Source organism: Streptomyces sp. NPDC020379, from assembly GCF_044387105.1.
Classification (GTDB): Bacteria; Actinomycetota; Actinomycetes; order Streptomycetales; family Streptomycetaceae; genus Streptomyces.
In genome coordinates this window covers 11,752-35,040 of record NZ_JBIRVR010000014.1, presented here as the reverse complement: position 1 = coordinate 35,040, position 23,289 = coordinate 11,752, and the positions used below count along the sequence as shown (strand labels likewise).

General features: G+C 69.6%; 21 protein-coding genes. 6 read left to right on the top strand and 15 right to left on the bottom strand.

The window, feature by feature from the left end; all coding sequences use genetic code 11:
* Nucleotides 1-35: 35 nt before the first annotated feature.
* Nucleotides 36-1,295, bottom strand: coding sequence for a flavin-dependent oxidoreductase (locus ACH427_RS19415; RefSeq protein WP_398870730.1), 1,260 nt, complete (start codon nucleotides 1,293-1,295; stop codon nucleotides 36-38).
* A 245-nt stretch (nucleotides 1,296-1,540) separates the two neighbouring features.
* Between ACH427_RS19415 and ACH427_RS19410 the strand changes: the two genes are divergently transcribed.
* Nucleotides 1,541-2,512, top strand: coding sequence for an AraC family transcriptional regulator (locus tag ACH427_RS19410; protein ID WP_398870729.1), 972 nt, complete (start codon nucleotides 1,541-1,543; stop codon nucleotides 2,510-2,512).
* A 6-nt stretch (nucleotides 2,513-2,518) separates the two neighbouring features.
* Here ACH427_RS19410 and ACH427_RS19405 read toward each other — a convergent pair whose 3' ends face one another.
* The 3 genes from ACH427_RS19405 to polX all read right to left on the bottom strand — a co-directional run bounded on the left by ACH427_RS19405 (nucleotide 2,519) and on the right by polX (nucleotide 5,991).
* Complete coding sequence (locus ACH427_RS19405) at nucleotides 2,519-3,346, bottom strand: polyphosphate polymerase domain-containing protein (protein WP_398870728.1); 828 nt, start codon at nucleotides 3,344-3,346, stop codon at nucleotides 2,519-2,521.
* The gene (locus ACH427_RS19400) at nucleotides 3,343-3,957 is read right to left on the bottom strand and encodes a DUF4956 domain-containing protein (RefSeq protein ID WP_398870727.1); all 615 of its coding nucleotides are present in this window, start codon (nucleotides 3,955-3,957) and stop codon (nucleotides 3,343-3,345) included. Before ACH427_RS19400 ends, ACH427_RS19405 begins: the two co-directional genes overlap by 4 nt.
* 315 nt (nucleotides 3,958-4,272) lie before the next feature.
* Nucleotides 4,273-5,991, bottom strand: a complete 1,719-nt coding sequence (polX, locus tag ACH427_RS19395) for a DNA polymerase/3'-5' exonuclease PolX (RefSeq protein WP_398870726.1) — start codon at nucleotides 5,989-5,991, stop codon at nucleotides 4,273-4,275.
* Nucleotides 5,992-6,290: 299 nt separating this feature from the next.
* On the opposite strand from polX, the gene ACH427_RS19390 reads away from it, so the two are divergent.
* Together ACH427_RS19390 and ACH427_RS19385 are read left to right on the top strand one after the other, a co-directional pair.
* Nucleotides 6,291-6,935 (top strand): trimeric intracellular cation channel family protein, encoded by a 645-nt coding sequence (locus ACH427_RS19390; protein WP_398870725.1) that lies wholly within the window; start codon nucleotides 6,291-6,293, stop codon nucleotides 6,933-6,935.
* Nucleotides 6,936-7,013: 78 nt separating this feature from the next.
* The gene (locus ACH427_RS19385) at nucleotides 7,014-7,457 is read left to right on the top strand and encodes a MerR family transcriptional regulator (RefSeq protein WP_398870724.1); all 444 of its coding nucleotides are present in this window, start codon (nucleotides 7,014-7,016) and stop codon (nucleotides 7,455-7,457) included.
* Here ACH427_RS19385 and ACH427_RS19380 read toward each other — a convergent pair.
* A complete protein-coding gene (locus ACH427_RS19380; protein WP_398870723.1) occupies nucleotides 7,429-8,313 on the bottom strand; it encodes a TIGR03619 family F420-dependent LLM class oxidoreductase in 885 nt (294 codons plus the stop codon). The two genes, ACH427_RS19385 and ACH427_RS19380, sit on opposite strands and share 29 nt — an antisense overlap.
* Before the next feature lie 250 nt (nucleotides 8,314-8,563).
* Here ACH427_RS19380 and ACH427_RS19375 point away from each other — a divergent pair, with 250 nt between their 5' ends.
* A complete protein-coding gene (locus ACH427_RS19375) occupies nucleotides 8,564-8,755 on the top strand; it encodes a hypothetical protein (RefSeq protein WP_398870722.1) in 192 nt (63 codons plus the stop codon).
* Between the two features lie 68 nt (nucleotides 8,756-8,823).
* Here the strand turns inward: ACH427_RS19375 and ACH427_RS19370 are convergent, their stop codons facing one another.
* The gene (locus tag ACH427_RS19370) at nucleotides 8,824-9,576 is read right to left on the bottom strand and encodes a TIGR02677 family protein (RefSeq protein WP_398870867.1); all 753 of its coding nucleotides are present in this window, start codon (nucleotides 9,574-9,576) and stop codon (nucleotides 8,824-8,826) included.
* Between the two features lie 17 nt (nucleotides 9,577-9,593).
* Nucleotides 9,594-10,034, bottom strand: a complete 441-nt coding sequence (locus ACH427_RS19365; protein WP_398870721.1) for a DUF2397 family protein — start codon at nucleotides 10,032-10,034, stop codon at nucleotides 9,594-9,596.
* Nucleotides 10,035-10,991: 957 nt separating this feature from the next.
* Here ACH427_RS19365 and ACH427_RS19360 point away from each other — a divergent pair.
* Both ACH427_RS19360 and ACH427_RS19355 read left to right on the top strand, forming a co-directional pair.
* On the top strand, nucleotides 10,992-12,863 hold the full coding sequence (locus ACH427_RS19360; protein ID WP_398870720.1) for a DNA/RNA helicase domain-containing protein: 1,872 nt from the start codon (nucleotides 10,992-10,994) through the stop codon (nucleotides 12,861-12,863).
* Between the two features lie 268 nt (nucleotides 12,864-13,131).
* Nucleotides 13,132-13,260 (top strand): DUF6408 family protein, encoded by a 129-nt coding sequence (locus ACH427_RS19355; RefSeq protein ID WP_398870719.1) that lies wholly within the window; start codon nucleotides 13,132-13,134, stop codon nucleotides 13,258-13,260.
* A 57-nt stretch (nucleotides 13,261-13,317) separates the two neighbouring features.
* Here ACH427_RS19355 and ACH427_RS19350 read toward each other — a convergent pair whose 3' ends face one another.
* The 8 genes from ACH427_RS19350 to ACH427_RS19315 all read right to left on the bottom strand — a co-directional run bounded on the left by ACH427_RS19350 (nucleotide 13,318) and on the right by ACH427_RS19315 (nucleotide 23,269).
* A complete protein-coding gene (locus ACH427_RS19350; protein WP_398870865.1) occupies nucleotides 13,318-15,435 on the bottom strand; it encodes a DNA/RNA helicase domain-containing protein in 2,118 nt (705 codons plus the stop codon).
* Between the two features lie 300 nt (nucleotides 15,436-15,735).
* Nucleotides 15,736-17,064 carry a class I SAM-dependent RNA methyltransferase gene (locus ACH427_RS19345; protein ID WP_398870718.1) on the bottom strand — a complete coding sequence of 443 codons (1,329 nt, stop codon included), beginning with the start codon at nucleotides 17,062-17,064 and terminating at the stop codon, nucleotides 15,736-15,738.
* A gap of 84 nt (nucleotides 17,065-17,148) precedes the next feature.
* Nucleotides 17,149-19,224 (bottom strand): APC family permease, encoded by a 2,076-nt coding sequence (locus ACH427_RS19340; protein ID WP_398870717.1) that lies wholly within the window; start codon nucleotides 19,222-19,224, stop codon nucleotides 17,149-17,151.
* A gap of 126 nt (nucleotides 19,225-19,350) precedes the next feature.
* Nucleotides 19,351-20,466: a cytochrome P450 gene (locus ACH427_RS19335; protein WP_398870716.1), complete on the bottom strand. Its 1,116-nt coding sequence runs from the start codon at nucleotides 20,464-20,466 to the stop codon at nucleotides 19,351-19,353.
* On the bottom strand, nucleotides 20,448-21,917 hold the full coding sequence (locus tag ACH427_RS19330) for a cytochrome P450 (protein ID WP_398870715.1): 1,470 nt from the start codon (nucleotides 21,915-21,917) through the stop codon (nucleotides 20,448-20,450). Before ACH427_RS19330 ends, ACH427_RS19335 begins: the two co-directional genes overlap by 19 nt.
* On the bottom strand, nucleotides 21,914-22,534 hold the full coding sequence (locus ACH427_RS19325) for a GTP-binding protein (protein WP_398870714.1): 621 nt from the start codon (nucleotides 22,532-22,534) through the stop codon (nucleotides 21,914-21,916). The genes ACH427_RS19330 and ACH427_RS19325 overlap by 4 nt, the downstream gene beginning before the upstream one ends.
* Nucleotides 22,512-22,874: a DUF742 domain-containing protein gene (locus ACH427_RS19320; RefSeq protein ID WP_366005847.1), complete on the bottom strand. Its 363-nt coding sequence runs from the start codon at nucleotides 22,872-22,874 to the stop codon at nucleotides 22,512-22,514. Before ACH427_RS19320 ends, ACH427_RS19325 begins: the two co-directional genes overlap by 23 nt.
* The gene (locus ACH427_RS19315; protein ID WP_398870864.1) at nucleotides 22,871-23,269 is read right to left on the bottom strand and encodes a roadblock/LC7 domain-containing protein; all 399 of its coding nucleotides are present in this window, start codon (nucleotides 23,267-23,269) and stop codon (nucleotides 22,871-22,873) included. The genes ACH427_RS19320 and ACH427_RS19315 overlap by 4 nt, the downstream gene beginning before the upstream one ends.
* Nucleotides 23,270-23,289: the final 20 nt, after the last annotated feature.

Sequence of the window (23,289 nt, the reverse complement as noted above, 5' to 3'; positions counted from 1 at the left end):
CCTGGGTTTCCCCGGTGTTCCGGCTGTGCGGTGGATCAGACTGTCCAGGGCGAGCCGGTGCTGGCCGCCGCCGGGTCGAAAGCGCCGATTCGGGCGTGGTGCCGGGCGACATCCGCCAGTTCGGCGGCGGGTATCACATCGGTGGCCTGCCGGAATCCGGCGGGCGCCCGGTCGTAGGTCATGTCGATGACGATTTCCGGGCCCATATTGCGATTGGCCAGCTGGAGCTCGGTCATTGCGGGGCGGCGGTGCTCCTCGTACGCGGTGAGCGCGGCCTCGATGCCCCCGGACGTCGCGAGGCAATAGGCGAGGGCCCGGGCGTCGATGACGGCCTGAGTCGTGCCGCCGGATCCCATCGGGCACATCGCGTGTGCCGCGTCGCCGAGCAGCGTGGTGTGCCCGAAGGACCAGCGGGGCAGCGGATCGCGGTCGAGCATCGGATACTCGAATGCACCGGAAGCGCCGGCGAGGAGAGCCGTGACATCAAGGAATCCGAGATCCCAGTCCCGGAAGTGCGGCAGGAACTTCGCCTGCGGCACCGGCCGGTTCCAGTCACTGCGGTCCGCCTCCGCTCCGCCGTCGGCGGGGCGCGAGGCCGCCCAGTTGACGAGGGTGCGGCCCTCGCGGTCGAGGTCCGGTGACATCGCGTAGGCGACGACCTTCTGGGTGCCGTCGCCGGTGACGAGCATCGAGGTACCGCCGAGGAACGGCGGCATCCGGGTCGTGCCCCGCCAGACCGTGGTGCCGTTCCAGGCGGGGCCGTCCTCGTGCGGGTGGAGCGTGGCGCGCACGGCGGAGCGGATGCCGTCGGCACCGACGAGGACATCGGTGTCCAGCGTGGAGGACGAGGCGCCGCGGCCGTGGCGGAGGGTGGTCCGGAGCCTGCCGCCGGGCAGCTCGGTGAAGCCGGTGAGCCGGGAGTCGGTGACGATGGCGTCCGCCCCGAGCCGGGCCCGGACGGCCTCGGTCAGCACCGTGTGGAGCCGGCCGCGCTGGAGTGACAACTGGGGCCAGCGATGGCCGGATCCGGCGCTGCGGTCGTCCCGCCAGATCAAGCCGCCGGTGCGGGCGTAATAGCGGATTTCATCGGTGCGGGCGGCGGCCGTGACGAGTTCATCGAAAAGCCCGAGGGCGGCCAGCTCGCGCACGGCATTGGGCAGCAGATTCACACCGGCACCCAGCGGCCGCAATTCAGGTGCCGCCTCGACAATACGGACCCTGTCGAATCCCGCGTGCTGCAGACTCAGGGCGGCTGCCAGCCCGCCAATTCCCGCCCCTGTTACCAGAATATCCACGGAACCCCCGTTCCCACTGTTCCGAACATGCCAGAGCAGATCCCCGCGCGGTTCCGTGAAACCCGCCCAGGGTTGTACGCCTGTGGTGATGTTCACCTGTGACCTGCGACTCGCAATGCGAACACTGCGATCGCCCCCACCCGCCGGCCCCCCGGCCGGCCTCGGTGACTTCCCTGAGAAGAATCCTGACCCCGGCCTGGTTAGGATTCAACTATCAAGAATCCTGCTGCTTTTAAGGATCGTCCATGAGCCGCGTTGACGACACATTGAGCGACCTGCTGATGCCGCTGCGGCTGCACAGCGTTTTTCACAGCAGATGGCTTGCCCGCGGGCCCTGGGCGATTCAGGGACAGGACGAGAGCTGCGCGATCATCCATTACATACTCCGCAACGACTGCTGTGTGAGCTTTCCCGGGGATTCCTCGCCCGTCACCCTGCGCGAAGGCGATCTCGCGGTCTTCCCGCACGGCACGGGACACACCATCGCGGACCGCGCCGTGCCGCTCGCCCCCTCGCTGGACACGGTGCTGCCGGAGCGCCGCCCAGGCGCCTCGGGCATCGTCGAGATCGGCTCGTCCGGCCCGGAGACCGAGCTGATCTGCGGCAGCCTGCACTACGACGCCGTCAGCAAGCCCCCGGTCTACGCGGCCCTCCCCGACGTCATCGTCCTGGAGCGCGACATGCTGGCGAAGGAACCGCTGCTGATGCGCACCCTGGAGAGCCTGACGGCGGAGACGGCCCGGCGGCAGCCCGGCAGCCAGCTCATCGTGACCCGCGCCTTCGAGATGGTCTTCGTGCTGTCGCTGCGGGTCGCGCTGGAGCAGCTGGCGGAGAGCTCCCCGGAGCTGCACGCGCTGCGCCACCCCGGCATCAGCAAGGCGCTGCTGGCGATCTACCGGGAGTACGCGGAGCCCTGGACGATCGACTCCCTCTCCCGGCAGGCCGGGATGTCCCGGTCGGCGTTCACCAAGACCTTCCGCGAGCTGGTGGGCGAGGGGCCCGGCCAGCACCTGACGAAGCGTCGGATGCAGAAGGCCGCGACACTGCTGTCCGAGACCACGGTCCCGCTCGCCACGATCCCCGAGCTGGTGGGCTACCAGAGCTCCGTGGGCTTCCACCTGGCGTTCCGCAAGATGTTCGACCTCCCTCCGGGCGAGTTCCGACGACAGGCACAGGAGTCCGGCACCCGGGTCCTGGAAGGCGCCGGGCGGCGCTGACCCGGGTCAGCCGCCGGGGCCGAAGGCGCGGCGTGCCGCCCGTCGCCAGCGGTTGGCGGGCAGTTCCGGTCTCAGTGCCGCGAACGCGCCGCAGTATTTGGTGAAGACAGCCGGGCGTACGCCGTACGCGTGCAGCAGCAGGTCCGCCTCCGTGAGGTGGCCGGTGGTCTTGGTCTCGACGAGGACGAGCTGCGGATCGCAGTGCACGGCATGTCCGGTGTGGAGGTCCGTGCAGGTGAGTGCCGCGTCGCAGGTGATGCGCTGGCCGTCGGCGACGAAGGTGGTGCGGAGGTAGTCGGTGGTCAGGGTGGGGGTCAGGTGGGCCGGGGCGCCGATGCCGTAGGCACGGCGGAGGGTGTGGGTGAGGAAGGCGCGGTTGCCGGGGTCGAGGGGCGCGGTGTGGCCGGACAGAGGGCGGCGGTGTTTGACGGTGTCGCCACGGCCGCCCTTGAGTTTGATCTCGAGTTGGCGCTCGCCGGTGTCCTGGTAGCGGCGTTCGCGGATCTTGAAGCGGAGGCGGCGGCCTTGGCGGTGGTCGTGGAAGGAGCGGAGGGCGGGGGTGTCGTAGTAGACGGAGTGGTAGCGGAAGGCGCGGCGCCCGTCGATGGCCAGGGCGCGGAAGGGTCCGTCGGGCCGGCGAGGGTCGGTGAGGCGCCGGGCCATGCGCAGGAAGACGGGGACGGGCACGAGGTAGCTGTGGTCGAAGCGGGCCAGGAGAGCCGAGCGCTCGTTGACCTCGGCGAGTGAGACCGGCACGGTGGCATACGCGGCCTCGCTGACCGCCTCGGCGGCCGCCTGCGCATACACCCGCGGGGGCGCGGCCGGGGCGCTCATACCGGCTCCCAGGCGGGCACCTCGCGGCGGACGGGTCCGGTGGCGGCGGTCGGCCGGGGCTCGCGGTAGCGCACGTCCACGACCGTCAGGTCGCGTACGAAGTCGACCTCGGTGACGGTCCATTGGAGCGGTTCACCCAACCGGCGCGCCAGATCGGCGCGCAGCGCGACGGGATCCCGGTGGACGCTGTCCAGGGTGACGACGGCGCGGCGGGAACGGGCCAGGAGCCGGGGATGGTCGCCGGCCCATACGACGAGGAGCAGGGCGGCGCTCAGCCCGGCCTCCAGCGGGAGCCCCAGATGCGGCAGGCCGCAGACGAGCCCGAGGACCAGGGTCGTGAAGTAGTACGCGACCTCCTCGTGCTGCACCGAGTCGGACCGGAGCCGGACGATCGACAGGACCCCGAAGAGCCCCAGCCCGAGCGCCGCCCCACCGCCGCCGCCCAGCTCGCCGAGAGCCGCGACGACCGTGAACAGCCCGGCGTTCAGGGCGAGATACGCCGGGACGAGATCTCGGCGGCGGTGGCGCGGACAGTAGACCGCGAAGGTCAGCAGGCACACGGCGACGAGGTCGAGTGCGAAGTGGGCGGCGACGTGCCGCAGTACGTCCATGATGCGAATCCCCCTGAGTGGCCATTGCGTGGCGGTGCTGCCGCCACCCGGCGATGCGCCTTTGCGTGGCGATCTGAAAACAGAGAGTAACCAGAACTTATTCGAACATGGTTTGCCTGTGGAGAAACATTTCTGCGGGGCGGCGCCGCCGCGTGCGGGCAGGCGGGCGCAGGCCAGAGCGGGTGCCGACGCGGCCAGTGCAGACAGAACGGGTGCCGCAGAGCAGGTGCCGGCGAAGCGAGCGCGGGCAGAACGGGGCGGGCAAGGCGAGCGCCCGCAGAACGGGTTTCGGCAAGCGGGCGCAGGCAGGGCGCGTCAGCCCGGACGCAGGAAGCGCCGCAGCCGTTGCAGAGGCCAGGTGTTGATCACGTCGTCCTTCGTCAGCCAGCCGCGCTGCGCCGTACCCACGCCGTAACGCATGTACGAGAGGTGGGTGGTGGCGTGCGCGTCGGTGTTCACCGCGAACTTCACGCCGTACCGCTTCGCGCGCAGGATGTCCTCGTCGCCCAGGTCGAGCCGCTCCGGGTGAGCGTTGATCTCCAGCGCCGTGCCGGTCCGCGCGCATGCCTCGAAGACGGCGTCGAAGTCGGCGTCGATGCCGGGCCGTTTGCCGATCAGCCGGGTCGTGGGATGACCGAGGACCGCCACGTGCGGGTTCTCGCAGGCACGCACGATCCGCCGCGTCAGGTCGTCGCGGCTCTGGTTGAAGTGGGAGTGCACGGAGGCGACGCACAGGTCGAAGCGGTCGAGGAACTCGTCGGGCCAGTCCACACCGCCCTCGGGTCCGATGTTGAGCTCGGTGCCGTGCAGCACCCGCATCCGGTGGTGCTTCCCGTCGAGTTGGCGCACCTGGTCGCGCTGGGCGAGCATCTTCTCGTCGGTCATGCGCTGCATGGCGAGGCCGGGGGCGTGGTCGGTGACGGCGTAGTAGGCGTAGCCGCGCGCGGCCGCCGCGGCGACCATGTCCTCCAGGGAGGCGAGCCCGTCCGTGAGGTCGGTGTGCGTGTGCAGGTCGCCGCGGATGTCGTCCTCCGCGATCAGCTCCGGGAGTTCGTCCCGCAGCCCTGCGGCGATCTCGCCGCGGTCCTCGCGCAAGGCCGGGGGGATCCAGGGCAGTCCGAGCCGGGCGTAGATGTCCTCCTCGGTGGCGGAGGTGATCTTCCGTCCGCTCTTGACATGGAAGAGGCCGTACTCGGAGAGCTTGTACTTGTGGTGGACCGCGATCTCCCGGACGCGGATGTTGTGCGCCTTGGAGCCGGTGAAATACAGAAGTCCCGCTCCCCAGGCGCCAGGAGGCAGCACGCGCAGGTCGGCCTGGAGCCCTTTCAGCGTGCGGATGGAGGTCTTCTTCTGGCCGCGCACGATGACCTCGGCGACGTCCGGGAGTTCACAGAACGCCTCCATGAACGGGGCCGCCCGCTCGGCGGCGACAAGGATGTCGATGTCCCCGATGGTCTCCCGCATGCGGCGCAGCGATCCCGCGTAGGCGCAGCCCGCGCAGCCGCTCACTTCGGAGAGCGCGGCGACGAACTGTTCGGCGGCGTCCATGGCGGCGCCGAGGAGGATGCGGCCGCCCGCCTTCTGCATGAGCTCGATGCCGTGGAGGATGTTCGCCTCGGTCTTCTCGCCGAAGCCCTTGAGGTCGCGCAGGCGCCCTTCGCGGACGGCGTCGAGAAGTTGCGCCACGGAGGAGATGCCCAGTTCCTCGTGGAGGGCCAGGGCCTTCCTCGGTCCGAGCGTGGGAATGCCGATGAGTTCGCGGACCCCGGCCGGGACGGCCGTCCGGGTCTCCTCGATCGCGGAGACGTGGCCGGTGCGCAGGTACTCCTCGATCTTCTCGGCGATCGACTTCCCGACGTTGGGGATCTCGCGCAGGGCCTTGGCGTCGAGCTTCGCCACGTCGACCGGGTGCCCGCCGATCGCCCGCGCGGCCTTCTCGTAGGCGCGCGCCTTGAAGGCGTCGCCACCGGTGATCGCGACGAGGTCGGCGTACTCCTGGAGCAGCGCCTCGATCTCGGCATTGCGCCGGGCCATGGATTCAGCGTGCCACCGGTCGGCCGTGGGCGCGCGTCCACGGGCGGTGCCGTTGCCTCTCCCGTCCGGTGACCGGCGTCGGCGGAGGCTCCGGCCCCGGACAGCGCCCCGAGCGCTCATGCACAGGCCCCGTCGGAGCCGGCCGGGCGGAAATGGGCCTTTCGGCCGTATAGGTATGGCCGAAAGACCGACGCCGAGGCCCGGGCGGCGCTGGTTGGCTGGCGTGGTTGTGCGCTGGGTCGAGCCTTGGTCGAGGCCGCCCCGCCGAAGTCATACGCGTCATCCGGCGGGAGGCGGACATGGTGCTGTACGTGCTCTACCTGACAGGGATCGCCGCCTTCGCGGCCAGCGGCGTGCTCGCCGCCCACCAGGCACGGCTGGACCCCTTCGGGGGCCTGGTCCTCGCCTTCGCCGCCGCCATCTCCGGCGGCACCCTGCGCGACCTCATCCTGGACCGGCACCCGCTGTACTGGACGCACGACTGGGTCCTGCTCACCGTCGTCGCCGCCACCGCCGTCGCCACGATGCTCCTCCTGCGCCACCGGCGGCTCCCCCACCGCAGCCTGATGACCGTGGACGCCGTGGGTCTGTCGGTCGTCACCGTGATCGGCGCCCGCGCCGCCGTCGACGCGGGCGTCACCCCGCTCGCGGTGATCATGCTGGCGGTGCTCACGGGTGTGACCGGCGAGGTCGTACGCGACCTGCTGTGCGGCCAGTTCCCGCCCCTGCTGCTGCGCGAGGACATCTACGCCACGGCGGCCGCCGCCGGCGCGGGCGTCTACCTGCTCCTGCACTGGGCCGGCACGGCCCCGACCCTCACCACGGTCGTCGCGGCCGCGACGGTCTTCATGATCCGCATGGCGGCACTCCACTTCGACCTGCACTTCCCGAGGCTCGCGGGACGCAGCGCGGCGCGGCCGACCGAGCCACCGGCCGCTTCCTGAGCACACGGGATGATTCACCGGGCCGTTCCGGTTGAACCCGGCGGGACACATCCAGTGCGTCGGGAACAGGGGGCGGCAGTGTCGGCAGGACTCGGCGAAGCGATCACCACAGGGAGAGCGCGTGAGCGCGGTCCCGATGGCGCGGCGGCGCGGCCCCGCCGGCAGCTGCGCATCGGGGAGATGTCCGGTGCCACGGGAGTCAGCGAACGGCTCCTGCGCTATTACGAGAGCCGCGGCCTGCTGAACCCCCACCGCACCGGCCTGGGGCACCGTCTCTACGACCCCGAGGACGTGTCCCGGGTCCTGCTGATCAGGTTCCTGCTGGACGGCGGTGTGAGCACCCAGAACATCTCCCTGCTCATCGACTGCGCGCACGAGGGGATCGACATCTCCACCACGTGCGAGGAACTGGCCGCCATGCTCGACGAGGAATACGAGCGGATCTCGCGCGAGATCGCGTCGCTGCGCCGTACGCGCCAGTACATCGCGGTGCTCACAGGGCGTGCGGCTTCCCTGGCCTGATCGCCTGAACCCTGCTCTCCCCGCCGAGGGCCGCGCGGAGGCTCGCTTCGAAGGACGCCAGGAACGCGCGGATCTCGGTCAGCGGGGCCGACGGCGCGAGCGTCGCGACTTGGTCGACGCCCGCCGCGGCGAGCGACTCGATGACGCGCGGGTCGTGCGGCACGCCCATCACGACGACCGGGACGCGCCGGCCCGTCTCCTGCTCCAACTCCCGCACCTGCTCGCGCCGGGCGAAGAACGTCCGCGGGTCGACGGACCCGTAGTCGGGCATCCAGCCGTCCCCGAAGTCCCGGACGCGCTCTACCGACCGCGGCCCCGCACCGGCGACGTAGACCGGCGGCCCCGGCCGCTGCGACGGGGTGGGGCGCACGACGATCTCCTCGAACGAGACGTACGGCGAGGAGAAGGTGACCGGCTCACCGGACCACAGCGCCTTGACGGCGCGGGCGTGCGCGGCGAGATGCCCGTTGCGCCGCTTCGGATCGACGCCGTGGGTCACCATCTCGTCCTCGATCCACCCGGCCCCCACCCCGACGTCGAGCCTGCCCCCGACGAGCCGGTCCAGCGTCGCGAGCCGCTTCGCCATGGCGATGGGCTCGTGCTGGGCGAGCAGCGAGACGGCGGACCCCACCCGCAACCGCTCGGTCACCGCGGCGGCGGCGTGCGCGCTGACGAACGGATCGAAGGTCTCCCGGAAGCGCCGCTCCAGGTCCGGCTTCTGGCGTGCGACGCGCGAGGACTGGTGCGTGTGCTCGCAGAAATAGAGGGCGTCGTAGCCACGCTCTTCGAGGTCACGCGCGAGATCTTGGACGGGGGCGGATCCGGTGGTCTGGAAGGTGGAAACGCTGACTTTCATGGTCCGGCGGGTTCTCCAAGTCGAGGATGTCGACGATGCGGGCCAGGCCCAGCGGTCAGGCGGAACCGCGTCGTCTGTGTCACGTGGAGGACGCTAGAGGCTGACATGGTGTCAGGGCGTAATGCGGGCGGTTGTGATCCGGCCCACCGTCGCCGTTTTCGGCATCCCACGAGATCGGTACGCGCAGCCCCGCGGGCTTACCGGCCGGTATCCACCACACGGGTATGAAGAGGGGGCAGTCACTGAGAGCATGATCCCTGCCGGCGAGGCCGACCACCGCGCCTCCATCGTCGACGACGACCCGTTGCGTGCGGGGCGTGAAGCGCGCGAGTTGCTGGCCGGGATCGCTGAGGCGCCGAGGCCGACCCACGAGCGGCGCTCGACGTCCCCCAGCAGCAAGCCGCTCGTGCCGTCGACAAGGGCAGCGCGGTCACCGACCTGATCGGGCTCGTGTTCAGCGGGGGCTCCCTCGTTCGCCACAGGTGTGCAGGTATGGCTGGCCCGCGCGCCTCAGCGGACGATCGTCGCCACCCGCGCCGACGGGGCGACGCTGCGCCTCAGCGGCCGGGAAGCCCGCACGGACGACGGGCGGATCGCGCGATTCCTCTCCGACGGCACGAGCAACGGCAAGCGTGGCGAGGGCGGGCCGGACGCGGAATGAGTGACAACGAGCGGTACGCCATCCTCAGCCCACGAGGTGGCGGCGGGAACCGGGCGGGCCTCGCGGGCGGCGAGGGTCTCGGCGTCGACGGTGAGATGGCGGGACGGGTGGAGACCGAAGGCGGTGCGCCATAATCGGTGGCGAGCCTCGCCGTCGGGCGCCTCCGCGAACCAGCGGGCCTGTGTCCAGAAGTCGGCCGAGCGGTCGGAGCGTCCGGCTCTCCGCTCGTTCAACGACCGTACGACCGCGAGGAACTGGTGAATGGCCCCGAGCGCCCGGCCGCGCAGCGGCCGCGCCTGTGACTCACGGCCGTCCCGGGTAAGGAACCAGGCGGCAAGCCCTTCCCAACGCTCCGTCCACCGCGCGTACGCCTCCCGCTCGGCGTGCTCCGCGTCCTCCGGGGAGGCAGCGGTGGCCTCGCGGACGGCGGCGGTCCGCAGCAGCGGCACGATACGCCCGCCGAGAGTGATCAAGTCCTGGATGAACCGCTCCAGATACTGGATGAGCCGGTCCTTGCAGGCGAGGAAGACCTCCTCTTCGACGTCGTGCAAATCGATGGTGCGCCGCAACGAGCCCATGAACGCACGGGCGTTCTGCGCCAGAGCGGCGAACCGGCTGGTCAGTCCGGAGAGCGCGAGATGGGCTTGGCGAGGTCGGGGGCTTCCTCGGCCCCTAGGGCGAGCAGGGCACGCGGTTGGGTGACGATGTCGTGCAGCGCGACCGCCTGCGGCGCTCCACGCCGCCCGAGCGGCTCGTCGCACGCGGCCAGCGCTTCCTCGGCCGCCTCACCGGCCTGGATGAGCTGATGGACGAATCGCTTGCGGTAGAAGTCCTCGACGGCGGTGACCCGTGCGGTGTCCGGATCAGCGCGCAGATTCCCCCAATCGACAAGGCTGTCGAGAGCCTTGGCGATGGTCTCGAGCTCGGCCGGACGCTCACCGGCGGGCAGAGCCTCATACACGTCCTCGGGCCGCAGATGCACGGCGAACCGCTCCTCGGCGACGAGGAACGTCCGCCTGACGCGCCGGTACAGAGCGGCGTTGGGCGCGGTGAGGTGCACGTAGGGGGCGTACCCGGCGGGTGCCGCCGCAGTCTCACCAGCGAGGGCCGGAGTATCGGACGCCGGGGGCATCGTCAGCCATTCTTTCCCCGGGGTGGACTGGCTACGAGCGGTTTTTGACAAAAAGGGTCAGGGCGCGGATGTCGATCGCGTTCCGGCTCCTCCCGGTGGGGCCCCCGGAGCCGTTGGGCAAGCGACACAGGGTGAGCAGCACAACCTGCCCGACAACGGCCTCCGCGTTTGGCGCCCCACGGCTATTACTGGTGGGCGCCATCCTCCGGGGACTCCATTCCTACGCGGCCGTGGTACGTCTTGTAACAGTGACGTCAGCGGGAATCTGCAGCCACGCACAGGGCGTCGCGATACTCGCAGGTCTGGAATTCGAAGTGGTCCGGAACTGGGCCTTGTCACAAGCTGCCGACTCCCTTCCCACACCGCGAATCGGCCCAGCGATTGGCGCGCGACGGCCGCCAAGGGACCGAGCCCGCTGCCGAGCCGTACCATCCGTGTTCTGTGACAAGTTCACGGACCGGCTCCAGAAGCACGTCGGCCTGCGCCGCATCACCGACGTGAAACCGAGCCGCAGTGATCATCGACCACATTGATCTGCCATTGACATCAGAGGGACGGAGCACCGCGATGCCGACCGCCAGATGACTGACGGCACCGCTGGTTTGCAGCCAGGTTCCGAGAGCAATGCCCGTCGCGAACCGGGCCGGCATCAAGTGTCGCCCGTGCGCCTTCTCGCACGCCCCGCCCCCGAGGCCGAATCAGAGCACTCGGCACCGCCTGTTGCGGATCCTGGACGGCGAGCCACACCGTGGGCGCCTGCCCCACCCTCTGTTTTAGAATGACAGGAACTATCTCAGCGGCCCGACGGGCTTCCGCTCCGCTTTCGCGGCACGAAGGACATGCCCCCACCCGCACGAGCTACTTCGTGCTGCCTGGGGGCATTTCTTGCTGTTCCGTGAGTCCGCGGCATCATTGGCCAACCGCACCCATCTCGAAGGGCAACTGGCGGAGCTCCTGACCGAGAACTTCCTGCACAAGCACCGCCACTGGCCTCAGTCATCGGAAGTACGCTCCTGGGAGCGCAGCGTCCCCGCGCTGACCAACGCGCTCGTGGAAGCCGGGCTCGGCGAGGTCGAGGTTCTTCTGGAGTACGGACTGCCTCTGACCAGCAAGCGCGCGGACGCGATACTGGCCGGCGTGCATCCGTCCACCGGCGAGCCGTCGTACGTGGTAGTCGAGCTCAAGCAGTGGAGCGAGGCACACCCGGAGGACGACGATCCGCTGCGATGCCACATTCCCGCCTACCCAGAGCCGGTCCTCAACCCGATCGAGCAGGTGCGCGGTTACTGCGACTACCTGGTCTCGTTCAACGGCGCACTGGAACGGCTGCCGGAGTCGATCGTCGGGGTGGCCTACCTGCACAACGCGACCGAGTCCGGGGTGGCCGGGCTGCGTGCCGTCACAGAGGACGACCGGGGCCGGATGTTCACCGGAGAACAACGCGGCGCCTTTCTGGGCTACCTGCGTTCCCGGCTGGCTGCGAAGCCAGGCGCCGAGGCGGCCGACGCGCTGATGCAGGGCAAGGTTCGGCCGTCGAAGCAGTTGATGACCGTTGCGGCCGAAGAAGTCCGCAGCCGGGAGCAGTTCGTCCTGCTGGACGAGCAGCGGCTCGCCTACGAAACCGTGATGGCGGCGGTCCGGAGGGCCCGGCGCTCCAACCACAAGCAGGCCGTCGTGGTGACCGGCGGTCCGGGCTCCGGAAAGAGCGTGATCGCTCTGTCCCTGCTGGGCGATCTCTACCGGCGTGGGATCCCCGCGCTGCACGCCACTGGTTCGCAGTCGTTCACGAAGACGATGCGCAAGGTCGCCGGTGCCCGGAAGCCCGAGGTCCAGAAGCTTTTCCGCTATTTCAACAGCTTCATGGAGGCCGAGCCCAACGACCTCGAGGTGCTCATCTGCGACGAGGCCCACCGTCTCCGCAAGACATCCGCCAACCGGTACACCAGAGCTGCGCTGCGTACAGGCCGCGCTCAGGTGGCGGAGCTGATGGACGCTGCCCGGGTGCCGGTATTCCTGCTGGACCAGCACCAGGTGGTGCGGCCCGGCGAAATGGGCACAGTGGAGCAGATCCAGGACGCCGCCGCCGCACAGGGGCTGGAGTGCACAGTGATCGAGCTGGACAGTCAATTCCGGTGTGGTGGCAGTGACGCCTACCTGGACTGGGTGACCAGTCTGCTGGAACTGGAGGGCAGCGTACCTGGCGTATGGGAACCGGACGGCAAGGTGCAACTGCTGACCGCCGGCAGCCCACAGGAACTGGAGGACTTCCTCGCCTCACGGAGGGCCGAGAGCTACGGCGCCCGAATGTCCGCCGGCTACTGCTGGCGGTGGACGACGAAGATCACTCCGAACATGTCCGCCCTGCCTGCCGACGTGGTCGTCGGGGATTGGGCGCGGCCGTGGAACCTCTACGGTGATCGCGCCCTTCTCGGCGCACCGCCCGCGTCGCTCTGGGCTACTGACCCCGCCGGGTTCGGGCAGGTTGGTTGTGTCTATACAGCTCAGGGCTTCGAGTACGACTGGTCAGGGGTGATCATGGGCCCGGATCTGGTCTGGCGAACCGACCGTTGGGTGGTCGACCGTACCGCGTCGAAAGACCCCGCCTTCACCAAGGCGACGCCGGACGAGGAGGTCGATCGCCTCGTCCGCAACACCTACAAGGTGCTGCTCACTCGAGGCATGATCGGGACAATCATCTACTCGACGGACGCGGAGACCCGCGAGAAGCTCCGCTCCCTGATCCCCTCGGCGTTTTAGACCCTGAACGGTGCTCACCATGTCGTGGACAGCTACCCGTTCGCGACATGGAGTCACCTTGGAGGACCCGCCTCTCGGATCCGGACCACGAGATATCATCGTCGCGCAGCGCACCTTCCCGGAGGGTACGGACTGCGGTTCATGCGCGTGCTTCAGCAGCTGTGGGTGAGGAATGGTTGTGCCCGTCGTGTGGCAACACACGACGTGAGCGTGGATGCCCGGCAGGGCGTCCCCCTGCTATTCCAATCTCACTGCTTTGGAGTAGCCCATGACCTCGGTCGAGTACAAGTCTGCGCGTCGTGACCGGATCCGCAGGATCCTGATCGAGATCGCGGTCGGAGTCGTTTCCAATCTTCTGGTGACGGCCTCGTCGTCGGTTGCGAGCCTGCTCTTCTGATGCAGGCAAGTGGCGGGCCCGGTGAGCCCGCCACTCCCCTTTCCGTATCGCTCTTCGTCAGAAGAGCCGCAGATCAGGTTTCTGCGATCCGCGTGACTTCTTGGCCTTTCGGCCACGTCCTCTTCTGCTGGGCCGGGGCAGATGCGGGGTGCGCGCCTCGGCCGGCAAGTTCTCCCAGGTGGGACGCAATCCGTGGATCTCCACCTCGCCGACGAATTTCTTGAGGTAGGTCCGGGTCTCCTCATCCGTGGAGTAGAGCACCGTCGCCCGGCTGGCCCGGGTCATCAGCACGTTGTACGCCTGGCGGACAAGCCTGGCGAATTCCTCGTCATCGACACTACCGGCCTTCACCTTCGGGTCGAACGAGCCGGATTGAGCAACACGTTTGATACCCGACTCCGGATCCTTGCGCTCCTTACCCCGGCGGAAGACCCACTGACCGTCACGGCGCACCATGTCCTCGCCCATGATCACACCGCACCAGTCCCACTCAAGGCCCTGCGCCGTGTAAACGCAGCCGATCTGCCCGAGTCCGTTCTCGTGCACGGACCAGATCTTCGACGGGGGCACGCCATCCTTGCAGAAACTGGTGCTATCAGCGTTCCACGGCCGGTGCCAGTCGCCGATACGAACGTCCGCCTCCAGCCGCCTCTCCGCGCCGATCGGCTTCGTCCATGGCCAGCAGTATCCCGCGACCATGCGCGCGGACGCCCCGGCCAGTGCTTCCGTACGAATGATCCGTTCGAGTTCCTCCGGGGTATCCGCCACCTCGATGTGCATCAGTCCGTCCGGCGTCCACGGCTCGGGCTCTTCTTCCACCATGCCGAGCACCGCGCGTACCCAGCGGACGTAGGCGTCACTGCCACCGCACCGGAACTGCTCCCGGAGCCCGTATCGAACAAGCCGGGCATCGTGCCGCCTGGCGGCATCCTCTATCAGGCCGACGGTGCCGACCTCGTTCGGTCGCACGGACTGGCCCTCGTCCAGGAAGAACATCGTCAGACGAGACGCGGCGAGAAGCTCGTCCACCTGAGGACCGGTGCCCCAGTCCTCAGGCTTCCAGAAGCGGTTGGTCGAACGATCCCGGAGACGGTGCGCCTCGTCGCAGATCAGCATGTCCAGAGGTGGATCCGGTGGAGTGACGAAGTTGCTGAAATAGGTGAACGTCTCCTTGAACTCCCGGTCTCCGTAGCCGACGTGTTCTTGGAGCGCACCATTGAAGGCCCTGCTGCCGCTGGCGTAGTTCACCGTGCGGCCTTGGGCTTCCAGCTCCGCCTTGATCTGCAGGCCGATCGCGCTCTTCCCGGTTCCTGCACCACCGGTCACCAGGAAAACCACCCGTCGTTCGTCCGGGATCAACGTCGGGTTCAGGGGCTCTGGAAGGACCTTGGAGGCCGTGTCCATGACCTGGTCGGCGACCTCCTTCTGCTGCCCGCGCAGGGTGAAGACAGTGTCGGCCCCATGGGAACGGATCATGGCGTCGAGCAGGGGGGTATTGCGCAAGCCCATGCTCCTCAGCATTATCTCCGCGACAGAGGCGGCGCCTTCCTCGGCGAAGTGCTTCCGTAGGTCGGACAGCAATTGTTCGCGCCGGTCGCCCGTGTACACATGGGCGTAGGATCCTGTCGGCGCATCCACCTCGAGCATGGGGCGCACGGATTCTTCCGTAGCGTTGTGCAGATAGGCGAAGCCGCCACAGGCGAACTCAAGTCCCTCGAACGGGCCCCTGGCACTCGTGAACGCCGTGTAATACTCGTGCAATTGCAGAGCTGGATGTTTCTTGCTGTCCTTCATGCCCGGCACATACACCAGATCCGCAGTGGCCTGTTCCACTCTGGTCACCGTAGACCAGCGCTTCAACTCGACCAGTTGCACGGACGGCCCGTGCTTCTCCGGATGACGGCCCACCAGAACAACGTCGATGAGCCGGGGATCACCTGCGCGGTTCGACTCGTCCACTGTCGCGGCGCACTCGACGATCATCTCCACGTTGCCGCGCCCCGCGGCGACGAGGTCGCTCGCGAGACTCACCAGGCTCTCCGCCCAAGCTGACCGCTCGGACTCGGAAGCATCTCTGCCCCGGAAGTGCCGCCAGCGGGCGGCAAGGTGCGGCACCATACGACGACGCGAATTCAGAGTGAGCAGATCCTGCGCCGACAACTTCAGCAGCAGCATGGACACGAGGTGGTTCCCCCAGGGCACGAGTGACTCGTGCGGGTGGGGGCATGTCCTCGTCAGGAAGCCCGTCGGGCCGCAATCAGTTAGGTGATCTTAACCCGCTGGAAAACGACACCACGGCTGCCGGTCAAAGTCATGGGCACAGTGACCGAATCGTGCTGTTCCCGTCGCGGGCTTGAAGGTCGAGGGTCCAGCGACAGCTTCCCGTGCACGCGCGCGCTGCGCCAACGTCGTCATCCGCAACACAGCCTTGCCTCCGTGCCGGATGTCCGGCGGAGGCAAGGCCATGGCGTTCTCTCAGCGACCCTTTTCGACAGGCTTGAGGATCGCCACACACTCCACATGATGCGTCATCGGAAAGAGATCGAACGCCCGCAGCTTCACCGGCTTGTACCCCTCCTCCGCGAAGTACGCGAGGTCCCGCGCCAGCGCCGCCGGATCGCACGCGACATACGCGATCCTCCGCGCACCGAGCGAAGCAAGGTGGCGCACCGTCTGCTTGCCCGCCCCCGCGCGCGGCGGGTCCAGCACGATGATGTCGGCTTCCTTGATGCCCGTACGCGGGAGGACCGACTCGACCTTGCCCTGCTCGATGCGGACGCGCTCCAGGTCCTGGAGGTTGTGGCGAGCGTCCTCCACCGCGCGCTTGCCGGACTCGATGCCCAGCACCGCGCCCTTCTCGCCCACGCGCTCGCCGAGGGCGCCTGCGAACAGACCCACACCGCAGTAGAGGTCGAGGGCCATGTCGCCCTTGCGCGGCATGAGGCCCTGCATGACGGCCTTGACCAGGGTGTCGGCGGCCTTGGGGTGGACCTGCCAGAAGCCGCCCTCGCCGACGCGGTAGGTCCGCTCGTCGGCGCGCTCGCGGACGAAGGGGCGGCCGTGCACGCGGTGGACGGCCTTGTCCTTCTCGCCGACGCGCATCACCGAGACCGGCTTGTCGAGTTCGACGATCGGGAGGCGGCCGCCCGGCTTCGGGGTGAGGATCACCTGGCGGTCGGCGGAACCGGAGGCGGCGATCGCCTCGACGGTCGCGATCTGCGGCCAGTCGCGCTTCTCGATGCCGAGCTCGGAGACGCCGGGCGCGGCGATCATGCAGTGATCGATGACCTGGACGTCGTGCGAGCGGTGCTTGCGCAGGCCCGCGTGGCCCTCGGCGTCGATCGCGTACTGGACGCGCGTGCGCCAGGCCGGGACCTCGCCCGCGGGGAGCTTGTCGCCCTCGGCCGGGACGACCGTGCCGTCCCAGCCTGCCTCCTCGGGGGTCAGGCCGGCCAGGTGGCGGAGCTGCTCGGCGACGACCTCGCCCTTGAGCCGGCGCTGGGCGCCCGGCTTGGCGTGCTGCCAGTCGCAGCCGCCGCACTTGCCGGGGCCGGAGAAGGGGCAGGGCGCCTCGACGCGGTCCTTCGACGCCGTCAGGATCTCCACGGCGTCGGCGCGCAGGAAGCGCGACGTCGACTCGCCCTCGGTGACCCGGGCGACGACGCGCTCGCCGGGCAGCGCGTGCCGGACGAAGAGCACCCGGCCCGCCTCGGTGCGGGCGACGCAGTGACCGCCGTGGGCGACCGGGCCGACCTCCACCTCGTACTCGTGGCCGACCAGCGATGCTTCGGTCTCGTGCTGCATGGCGGGTCGACTCCAGAGAGGTGAGAGGGGGCTGCGGGACAACAGCCGTTCAGTCTACGTCCCACCGCCCCCTGCTCCTGCCGCCTACTTTTTCGTGGCGGCCCTTTCCTTCCTGGGTTCCTTCTTGAGTTCCTTCTTCGGGGCCGAGACGGGGCCGCGCCGGACGGCACCGGGCGCGTTCCACTCGGCCCGCTTGCGGGCCCGCTTCTTGGCCGCTTCGGAGGAGTCGAGCTGCCACGGCACCGAGGTGACCATCACCCCGGGGGTGAAGAGCAGCCGGCCCTTGAGGCGGAGCGCGCTCTGGTTGTGCAGCAGGTGCTCGTACCAGTGGCCGACCACGTACTCCGGGATGTAGACACTGACCGCGTCGCGGGGGCTCTCCTTACGGAGGCTCTTGACGTAGTCGATGATCGGCCGGGTGATCTCGCGGTAGGGCGAGTCGAGGATCTTCAGCGGGACGTCGACGGAGCGGCGCTGCCACTCCTCGCGCAGTGCCTTGGTCTCGGCCGGGTCGACGCTGATGCTGAGGGCTTCGAGGGTGTCGGAGCGCATCAGCTTGGCGTAGGCCAGCGCGCGCAGGGTCGGCTTGTGGACCTTGGAGACCAGGACGATGGAGTGCACCCGGGAGGGACGCACGGCCTCGTCGCCCGGCTCCTCGTCGACGGCGATCTCCTCGGCGACCCGGTCGTAGTGCTTCCGGATGGCCGTCATGGTGGCGTAGAAGATCACCATGCCGAGCAGGGCGACCCAGGCGCCGTGCGTGAACTTCGTCAGCAGGACGACCACGAGGACGAGGCCGGTGAGGAAGGCGCCGAAGCTGTTGATGGCCCGGGAGCGCATCATGTGGCGGCGCTTGGCCGGGTCGGTCTCGGTGCGCAGGTGGCGGTTCCAGTGCCGCACCATGCCGGTCTGGCTGAGCGTGAAGGAGACGAAGACGCCGACGATGTACAGCTGGATCAGCTTGGTGGAGTCCGCGCCGTAGATATAGGTGAGGACGGCGGCGGCGCCGGCGAGCAGCACGATGCCGTTGGAGAAGGCGAGCCGGTCGCCGCGGGTGTGCAGCTGCCGCGGCAGGTAGCGGTCCTGCGCGAGGATCGAGCCGAGCAGCGGGAAGCCGTTGTACGCGGTGTTGGCGGCCAGGAAGAGGACGAGGGCGGTGGCGGCGGCGAGCACGATGAAGAGGAACGAGCCGCTGCCGAAGACCGCCTCGGCGACCTGGGAGATCACCGGGTTCTGGGTGTAGCCGTCGCCGAGGGGCACGCCGCCCTTGAGCAGGTCGGTGGCGGGGTTCTCGGCCATCCGCACCTTGGTGACCATGGCCAGCGCGATGATGCCGCAGAACATGGTGACCGCGAGCCCGCCCATGAGGGCGAGCGTGGTGGCCGCGTTCTTACTCTTGGGCTTGCGGAATGCGGGGACGCCGTTGCTGATGGCCTCGACGCCGGTGAGGGCGGCGCAGCCGGAGGAGAAGGCGCGCAGCAGCAGGAAGACGAGGGCGAAGCCGGCGAGGCCCTGGTGCGGGGCGTGGATGGTGTAGTCGGCGGTGGGGGCCTTCATGGTGTCGCCCATGACCAGGCCGCGGAACGCGCCCCAGGCGATCATGATGAAGACGCCGCCGACGAAGACATAGGTCGGGATGGCGAAGAGCTTGCCCGACTCCCGCACGCCGCGCAGGTTCATCAGCGTGAGCAGGACGATCACGCCGATGGCGCAGGCCGTCTTGTGTTCGACGACGAAGGGGATGGCGGAGCCGAGGTTCTCGATGCCGGAGGCGATGGAGACGGCGACGGTCAGGACGTAGTCGACGAGCAGGGCGCTGGCGACGGTGAGGCCCGCCTTGGGGCCGAGGTTGACGTTGGCGACCTCGTAGTCACCGCCACCGCTGGGGTAGGCGTGCACGTTCTGGCGGTACGAGGCGACCACCGTGAACATCAGCACCACGACCGCCAGGGCGATCCAGGGGCTGAAGTGGTAGGCGGACACACCTGCCACGGACAGGACGAGCAGCACTTCGCCCGGCGCGTATGCCACGGAGGAGAGCGGGTCGGAAGCGAAGACGGGGAGGGCGATGCGCTTGGGGAGAAGGGTCTCGCCCAGCTTGTTGCTGTGCAGCGCCCGGCCGATGAGGATCCGTTTCGGCAGGTCGGTCAATTTGGACACGCAGAGGATCGTAAGGGTTCGGTCTCTTGTACGCCCACCCGCCACCCTCCGGTGCGGGAATGTGGCGCACGCCGCATTCCCGCTCCGAAAGCTGGACGATCTTGTCGGGGCCTGATAAGTGCCTGGTCAGCCGTGCAGGAGGGCGGGCAGGGCGCGGTGTCCGTTGGAGATGAACGACTCGACGTGCCGCAGCTCGCCGGGGTCGGTGGCGAGCCGGAGCCGGGGGAAGCGTTCGAAAAGGGCGGGCAGGGCGACGGCCGCTTCGAGCTTCGCCAGCGGCGCGCCGAGGCAGTAGTGGACGCCGTGGCCGAAGGCGAGGTGGTCCTTGACGGCGCGGGTGACGTCGAAGTCGTCGGCGTCGGCGCCGTGCAGGGCGGGGTCGCGTCCGGCGGCCGCGTAGGCGGCGACGATGGCGTCGCCCTTGCGGAGGGTGAGGCCGTCGAGCTCGATGTCCTCGGTGGCGTAGCGCAGCGGCAGATTGGCGACGGGGGCCTGGACGCGGAGGGTCTCCTCGATCACGTCGTCCCAGCTCGCCTTGCCGTCGCGCACGAGGGCGAGCTGGCCGGGGTGGGTGAGGAGGGCGTGGACGGCGTTGTCGAGGAGGTTGACGGTGGTCTCGTGCCCGGCGCTGATGACGAGCAGGAGGGTGTCGGCGAGCTCCTGTTCGCTGAGGCGGGAGCCGTCGTCCTCGCGGGCGGAGATCAGGACGCTGGTCATGTCGTCGCCGGGGGTGGCCCGCTTCTGCGCGATCAGGCCGCCGAGCACCTCGTAGACCCGGGCGTAGGTGGCGGTGACCTCGTCGGGGTCGGCTGAGGTGTGGAAGATGCTGTCGACGCAGGCCCGCAGGCCCTCGCGGGTGGCCTCGTCGGTGACGCCGAAGAGCTCGCAGATGACCTGGATGGGGATGGGGTAGGCGTAGTCCTCGCGGAGGTCGACCGGGGTGCCGTGCGGGCGGGCGGCGAGGTCGTCGAGGAGGCCCGCGGTCAGCTGCTCGATGCGGGGGCGCAGGGCGGCGGTGCGGCGGGCGGTGAACGCCTTGGAGACGAGGGTGCGCAGCCGTTTGTGGTCGCTGCCGTAGGCGGTGAACATGTTCTGCACGGCGACCCAGGTGAACAGCGGCCACTCCGGGGAGATCTCACCGTTGATCCAGGCGGGCCAGTGCCGGCGCGGGTCCTTGGAGACGCGGGGGTCGGTGAGCAGCTGCCTGAGGAGGGGCTGGGTGGTTATTGCCCACGCCACCACCTGACCAGGAAGCTCCACGGGCGTCGCGGCGCCCCGGGCCCGGATGCGGGCTGCCTCTCCGTGGATGTCACGGCCTGTGGGGTCGATACGGAGGGGGGCGAGCTGGCTTTCCATCGACTGTCTCCAGGGGTGTCGGCCGGCTGACGAGGGGGCTGGTGGAGGGAGTGCGCGTGGGGGCCCGCCGGGGCGGGGGCGGGCCGGGTGGGGTGCACGGGCGGGAAGCGCACGGGCAGGGCGGTCAGAGCCCGGTGGAAGGGGCCGGGCCGCCAGACCAGGCGGTCGGCGGGGACGGCCAGTTCGAGGTCGGGCAGGCGGTCGAGGAGCTTCTCGACGGCCACGGCGGCGATGAGCCGGGCGGCGTCCTTGGCGGGGCAGGTGTGCGGGCCCGCGCTCCAGGCGAGGTGGGCGCGGTTGCCGGTGCGCTGGTCGGACAGGAGGGCCGGGTCGGTGTTGGCGGCGGCGAAGCTCACCACGACGGGCTCCCCGGCGCGCAGCGGCACGCCGCCGAGTTCGAGGTCGTGGAAGGGGTAGTGGACGCCGTAGTTGGCCATCGGCGGATCGAGCCAGAGTACCTCGTCCAGGGCGTCCTCCACGGGCATGCTGCCGCCCGCGAGGTCGCCCGCGAAGCGGTCGTCGGAGAGCAGCAGCCGCAGGGCGTTGGCGATGAGGTTCTGCTGGGGCTCGGTGCCGGCGCCGATGAGGACGACGAGCTGGTGGAGCATCTCCTCGTCGGTGAGCCGGGCGGGGTGGGCCATCAGCCAGGAGGTCATGTCCGCGCCGGGCTTGACGTGCTTGAGGCCGACGAGCTCGACGAGGCTCTGGGTGATGAGGGCGTCGGCGCGCTCGTGGTCGACGCCGTCGAAGATCCCGGAGAAGCCCTCGACGAGCCGGTCGCCGATCTCGGGCGGGCAGCCGAAGAGCTGCTGGAAGACCAGCAGCGGCAGCATCTTGGCGTACGCGCCGAGGAGGTCGGCCTCGCCGAGGGTGGCGAACCGGTCGATGAGGGTGTCGGCGCTGCGCTCGACGTAGCCGCGCAGGGCGTTGGGGTCGATGCGGGAGAGGCTGTCGGTGACGGCGGCGCGCAGCCGGCGGTGCGCCTCGCCGTCGGAGAAGAGGCAGTTGGGGCGGTAGGCCATCATCGGGACGACGGGGTTGTCAGCGGCGACGCGGCCGTCGGCCAGGGCGCGCCAGCGGCGGGCGTCCTTGCCGAAGGTGTCGGTGCTCCGCAGGACGTCGAGCGCCGCGCGGTAGTCGGTGACGAGGACGGCGTGGGCGCCGGGTGCCAGCTCGACGGGGGCGGCGGGGCCCTGGGCGCGCAGCCGCCGGTAGACGGCGTGCGGGTCGGCGGCGAAGTCCGGCCCGTGGAGCGGGGTGGGCGCCGCCTGGTGGGCGGGGCAGCCCGGCGGGGGGACGGGCGGGGGCGCGGTGCCCGCGTCGGGGCGGTGGGTCACACGGGCTCCTGGGCGGTGCGGGGCTGCGTACGCTGCCGGTCGCGGAGGTATTCCACGAGGGAGATCAGGGCGCGGGTGGAGGAGACCCGGTCCCGGGCGTCGCAGGTGATCAGCGGGGTCTCGGGGAGGAGGTCGAGGGCCTCGCGGATCTCCTCCTCGGGGTGGGCGGGCGCGCCGTCGAAGTGGTTGACGGCGACGGCGTACGGCAGGCCGTGCTCCTCCAGCAGTCCCATGACCTCGAAGGACTGCTCCAGGCGCCGGGTGTCGGCGAGGACGAGGGCGCCGAGCGCGCCGCGGGTCATGTCCTGCCAGAGCCGGGTGAAGCGCTGCTGGCCGGGGGCGCCGAAGAGATAGAGGACGAGGCTGTCGCTGAGGGTGACGCGGCCGAAGTCCATGGCGACCGTGGTGGTGCTCTTGCCCTCGATGCCGGCGAGGTCGTCCACGAGGGCGCCGGCCTGGGTCATGGTCTCTTCGGTGCGCAGCGGCCGGATCTCCGACAGGGAGCCGACGAAGGTGGTCTTGCCGACCGCGAAGTGACCCACCACGAGGAGTTTCGCCGCGGTTTGCACGCTCTGCCGCAGATAGACCGCTCCCTCAGAGGCGAGCGCGGAGTCCATCCAATACCTCCTGAAGGATCTGGGCCTCGGGGAGTTGTGCCGAGGGGATGGGGGCCCGGGTGATGAGGTGGCCGCTGTCGACGAGGTCGCCGAGCAGCACCTTGGTGACGCTGACGGGCAGCATCAGGTGTCCGGCGATCTCGGCGACCGACAGCGGGCCGCCGAGGCAGAGCTCCATGAGCCGGCGCTTTTCGGGGCTGAGCCCGCCGAGCGGCCGGTCGTACTGGGCGATGACCAACGTGACCAGGTCGAAGGTGTTGCGGGTGGGGTGGGCCCGGCCGTCGGTGACGACGTACGGCCGCACTAATCCCTGTCCGCGCCTCGGCGCCGGGGGTGTCATGGGGTGCCCGTGCCGTGCCAGGCGGCCTGCCGGGGCGGGCTGGTGAGCTCCTTCCCCAGCCGGTCGACCAGCTTCTGCATGCGGTAGGTGACGGCTTCCATGTCGACGTCCGCGGTGGCGGAGACGGCGAGGTAGGCGCCGGGGCCGGCGGCTATCAGGAAGACGTAGCCGTGGGCGAATTCCACGAGCGTCTGCCGCCAGGGGGTGTCCTGCTGGTTCTGGTGGGTGCAGAACTCCGAGGTGGAGCGGCTGATCGACTGGAGCCCGGAGAGCGCCGCGGCCTGCCGCTCGGCCTCGTCGCGGTCGATGCCCCCGGAGCGGGCGCGGAGCATCCCGTCGGCGGAGAGGAGGATCGCGTGCCGGGCCTCCGGCATCTTCACGACCTCGTCGAGCATCCAGCCGAGCTCGTTGGTGA

Bases quoted from the DNA above. Each gene is read 5' to 3' on its own strand.
- ACH427_RS19320 (WP_366005847.1), bottom strand. From the start codon at position 22,874: ATGACACCCCCGGCGCCGAGGCGCGGACAGGGATTAGTGCGGCCGTAC.
- ACH427_RS19315 (WP_398870864.1), bottom strand. From the start codon at position 23,269: ATGCTCGACGAGGTCGTGAAGATGCCGGAGGCCCGGCACGCGATCCTC.
- ACH427_RS19390 (WP_398870725.1), top strand. From the start codon at position 6,291: ATGGTGCTGTACGTGCTCTACCTGACAGGGATCGCCGCCTTCGCGGCC.
- ACH427_RS19380 (WP_398870723.1), bottom strand. From the start codon at position 8,313: ATGAAAGTCAGCGTTTCCACCTTCCAGACCACCGGATCCGCCCCCGTC.
- ACH427_RS19350 (WP_398870865.1), bottom strand. From the start codon at position 15,435: ATGCTGCTGCTGAAGTTGTCGGCGCAGGATCTGCTCACTCTGAATTCG.
- ACH427_RS19325 (WP_398870714.1), bottom strand. From the start codon at position 22,534: ATGGACTCCGCGCTCGCCTCTGAGGGAGCGGTCTATCTGCGGCAGAGC.
- polX (WP_398870726.1), bottom strand. From the start codon at position 5,991: ATGGCCCGGCGCAATGCCGAGATCGAGGCGCTGCTCCAGGAGTACGCC.
- ACH427_RS19400 (WP_398870727.1), bottom strand. From the start codon at position 3,957: ATGGACGTACTGCGGCACGTCGCCGCCCACTTCGCACTCGACCTCGTC.
- ACH427_RS19375 (WP_398870722.1), top strand. From the start codon at position 8,564: ATGATCCCTGCCGGCGAGGCCGACCACCGCGCCTCCATCGTCGACGAC.
- ACH427_RS19345 (WP_398870718.1), bottom strand. From the start codon at position 17,064: ATGCAGCACGAGACCGAAGCATCGCTGGTCGGCCACGAGTACGAGGTG.
- ACH427_RS19355 (WP_398870719.1), top strand. From the start codon at position 13,132: ATGACCTCGGTCGAGTACAAGTCTGCGCGTCGTGACCGGATCCGCAGG.
- ACH427_RS19405 (WP_398870728.1), bottom strand. From the start codon at position 3,346: ATGAGCGCCCCGGCCGCGCCCCCGCGGGTGTATGCGCAGGCGGCCGCC.
- ACH427_RS19410 (WP_398870729.1), top strand. From the start codon at position 1,541: ATGAGCCGCGTTGACGACACATTGAGCGACCTGCTGATGCCGCTGCGG.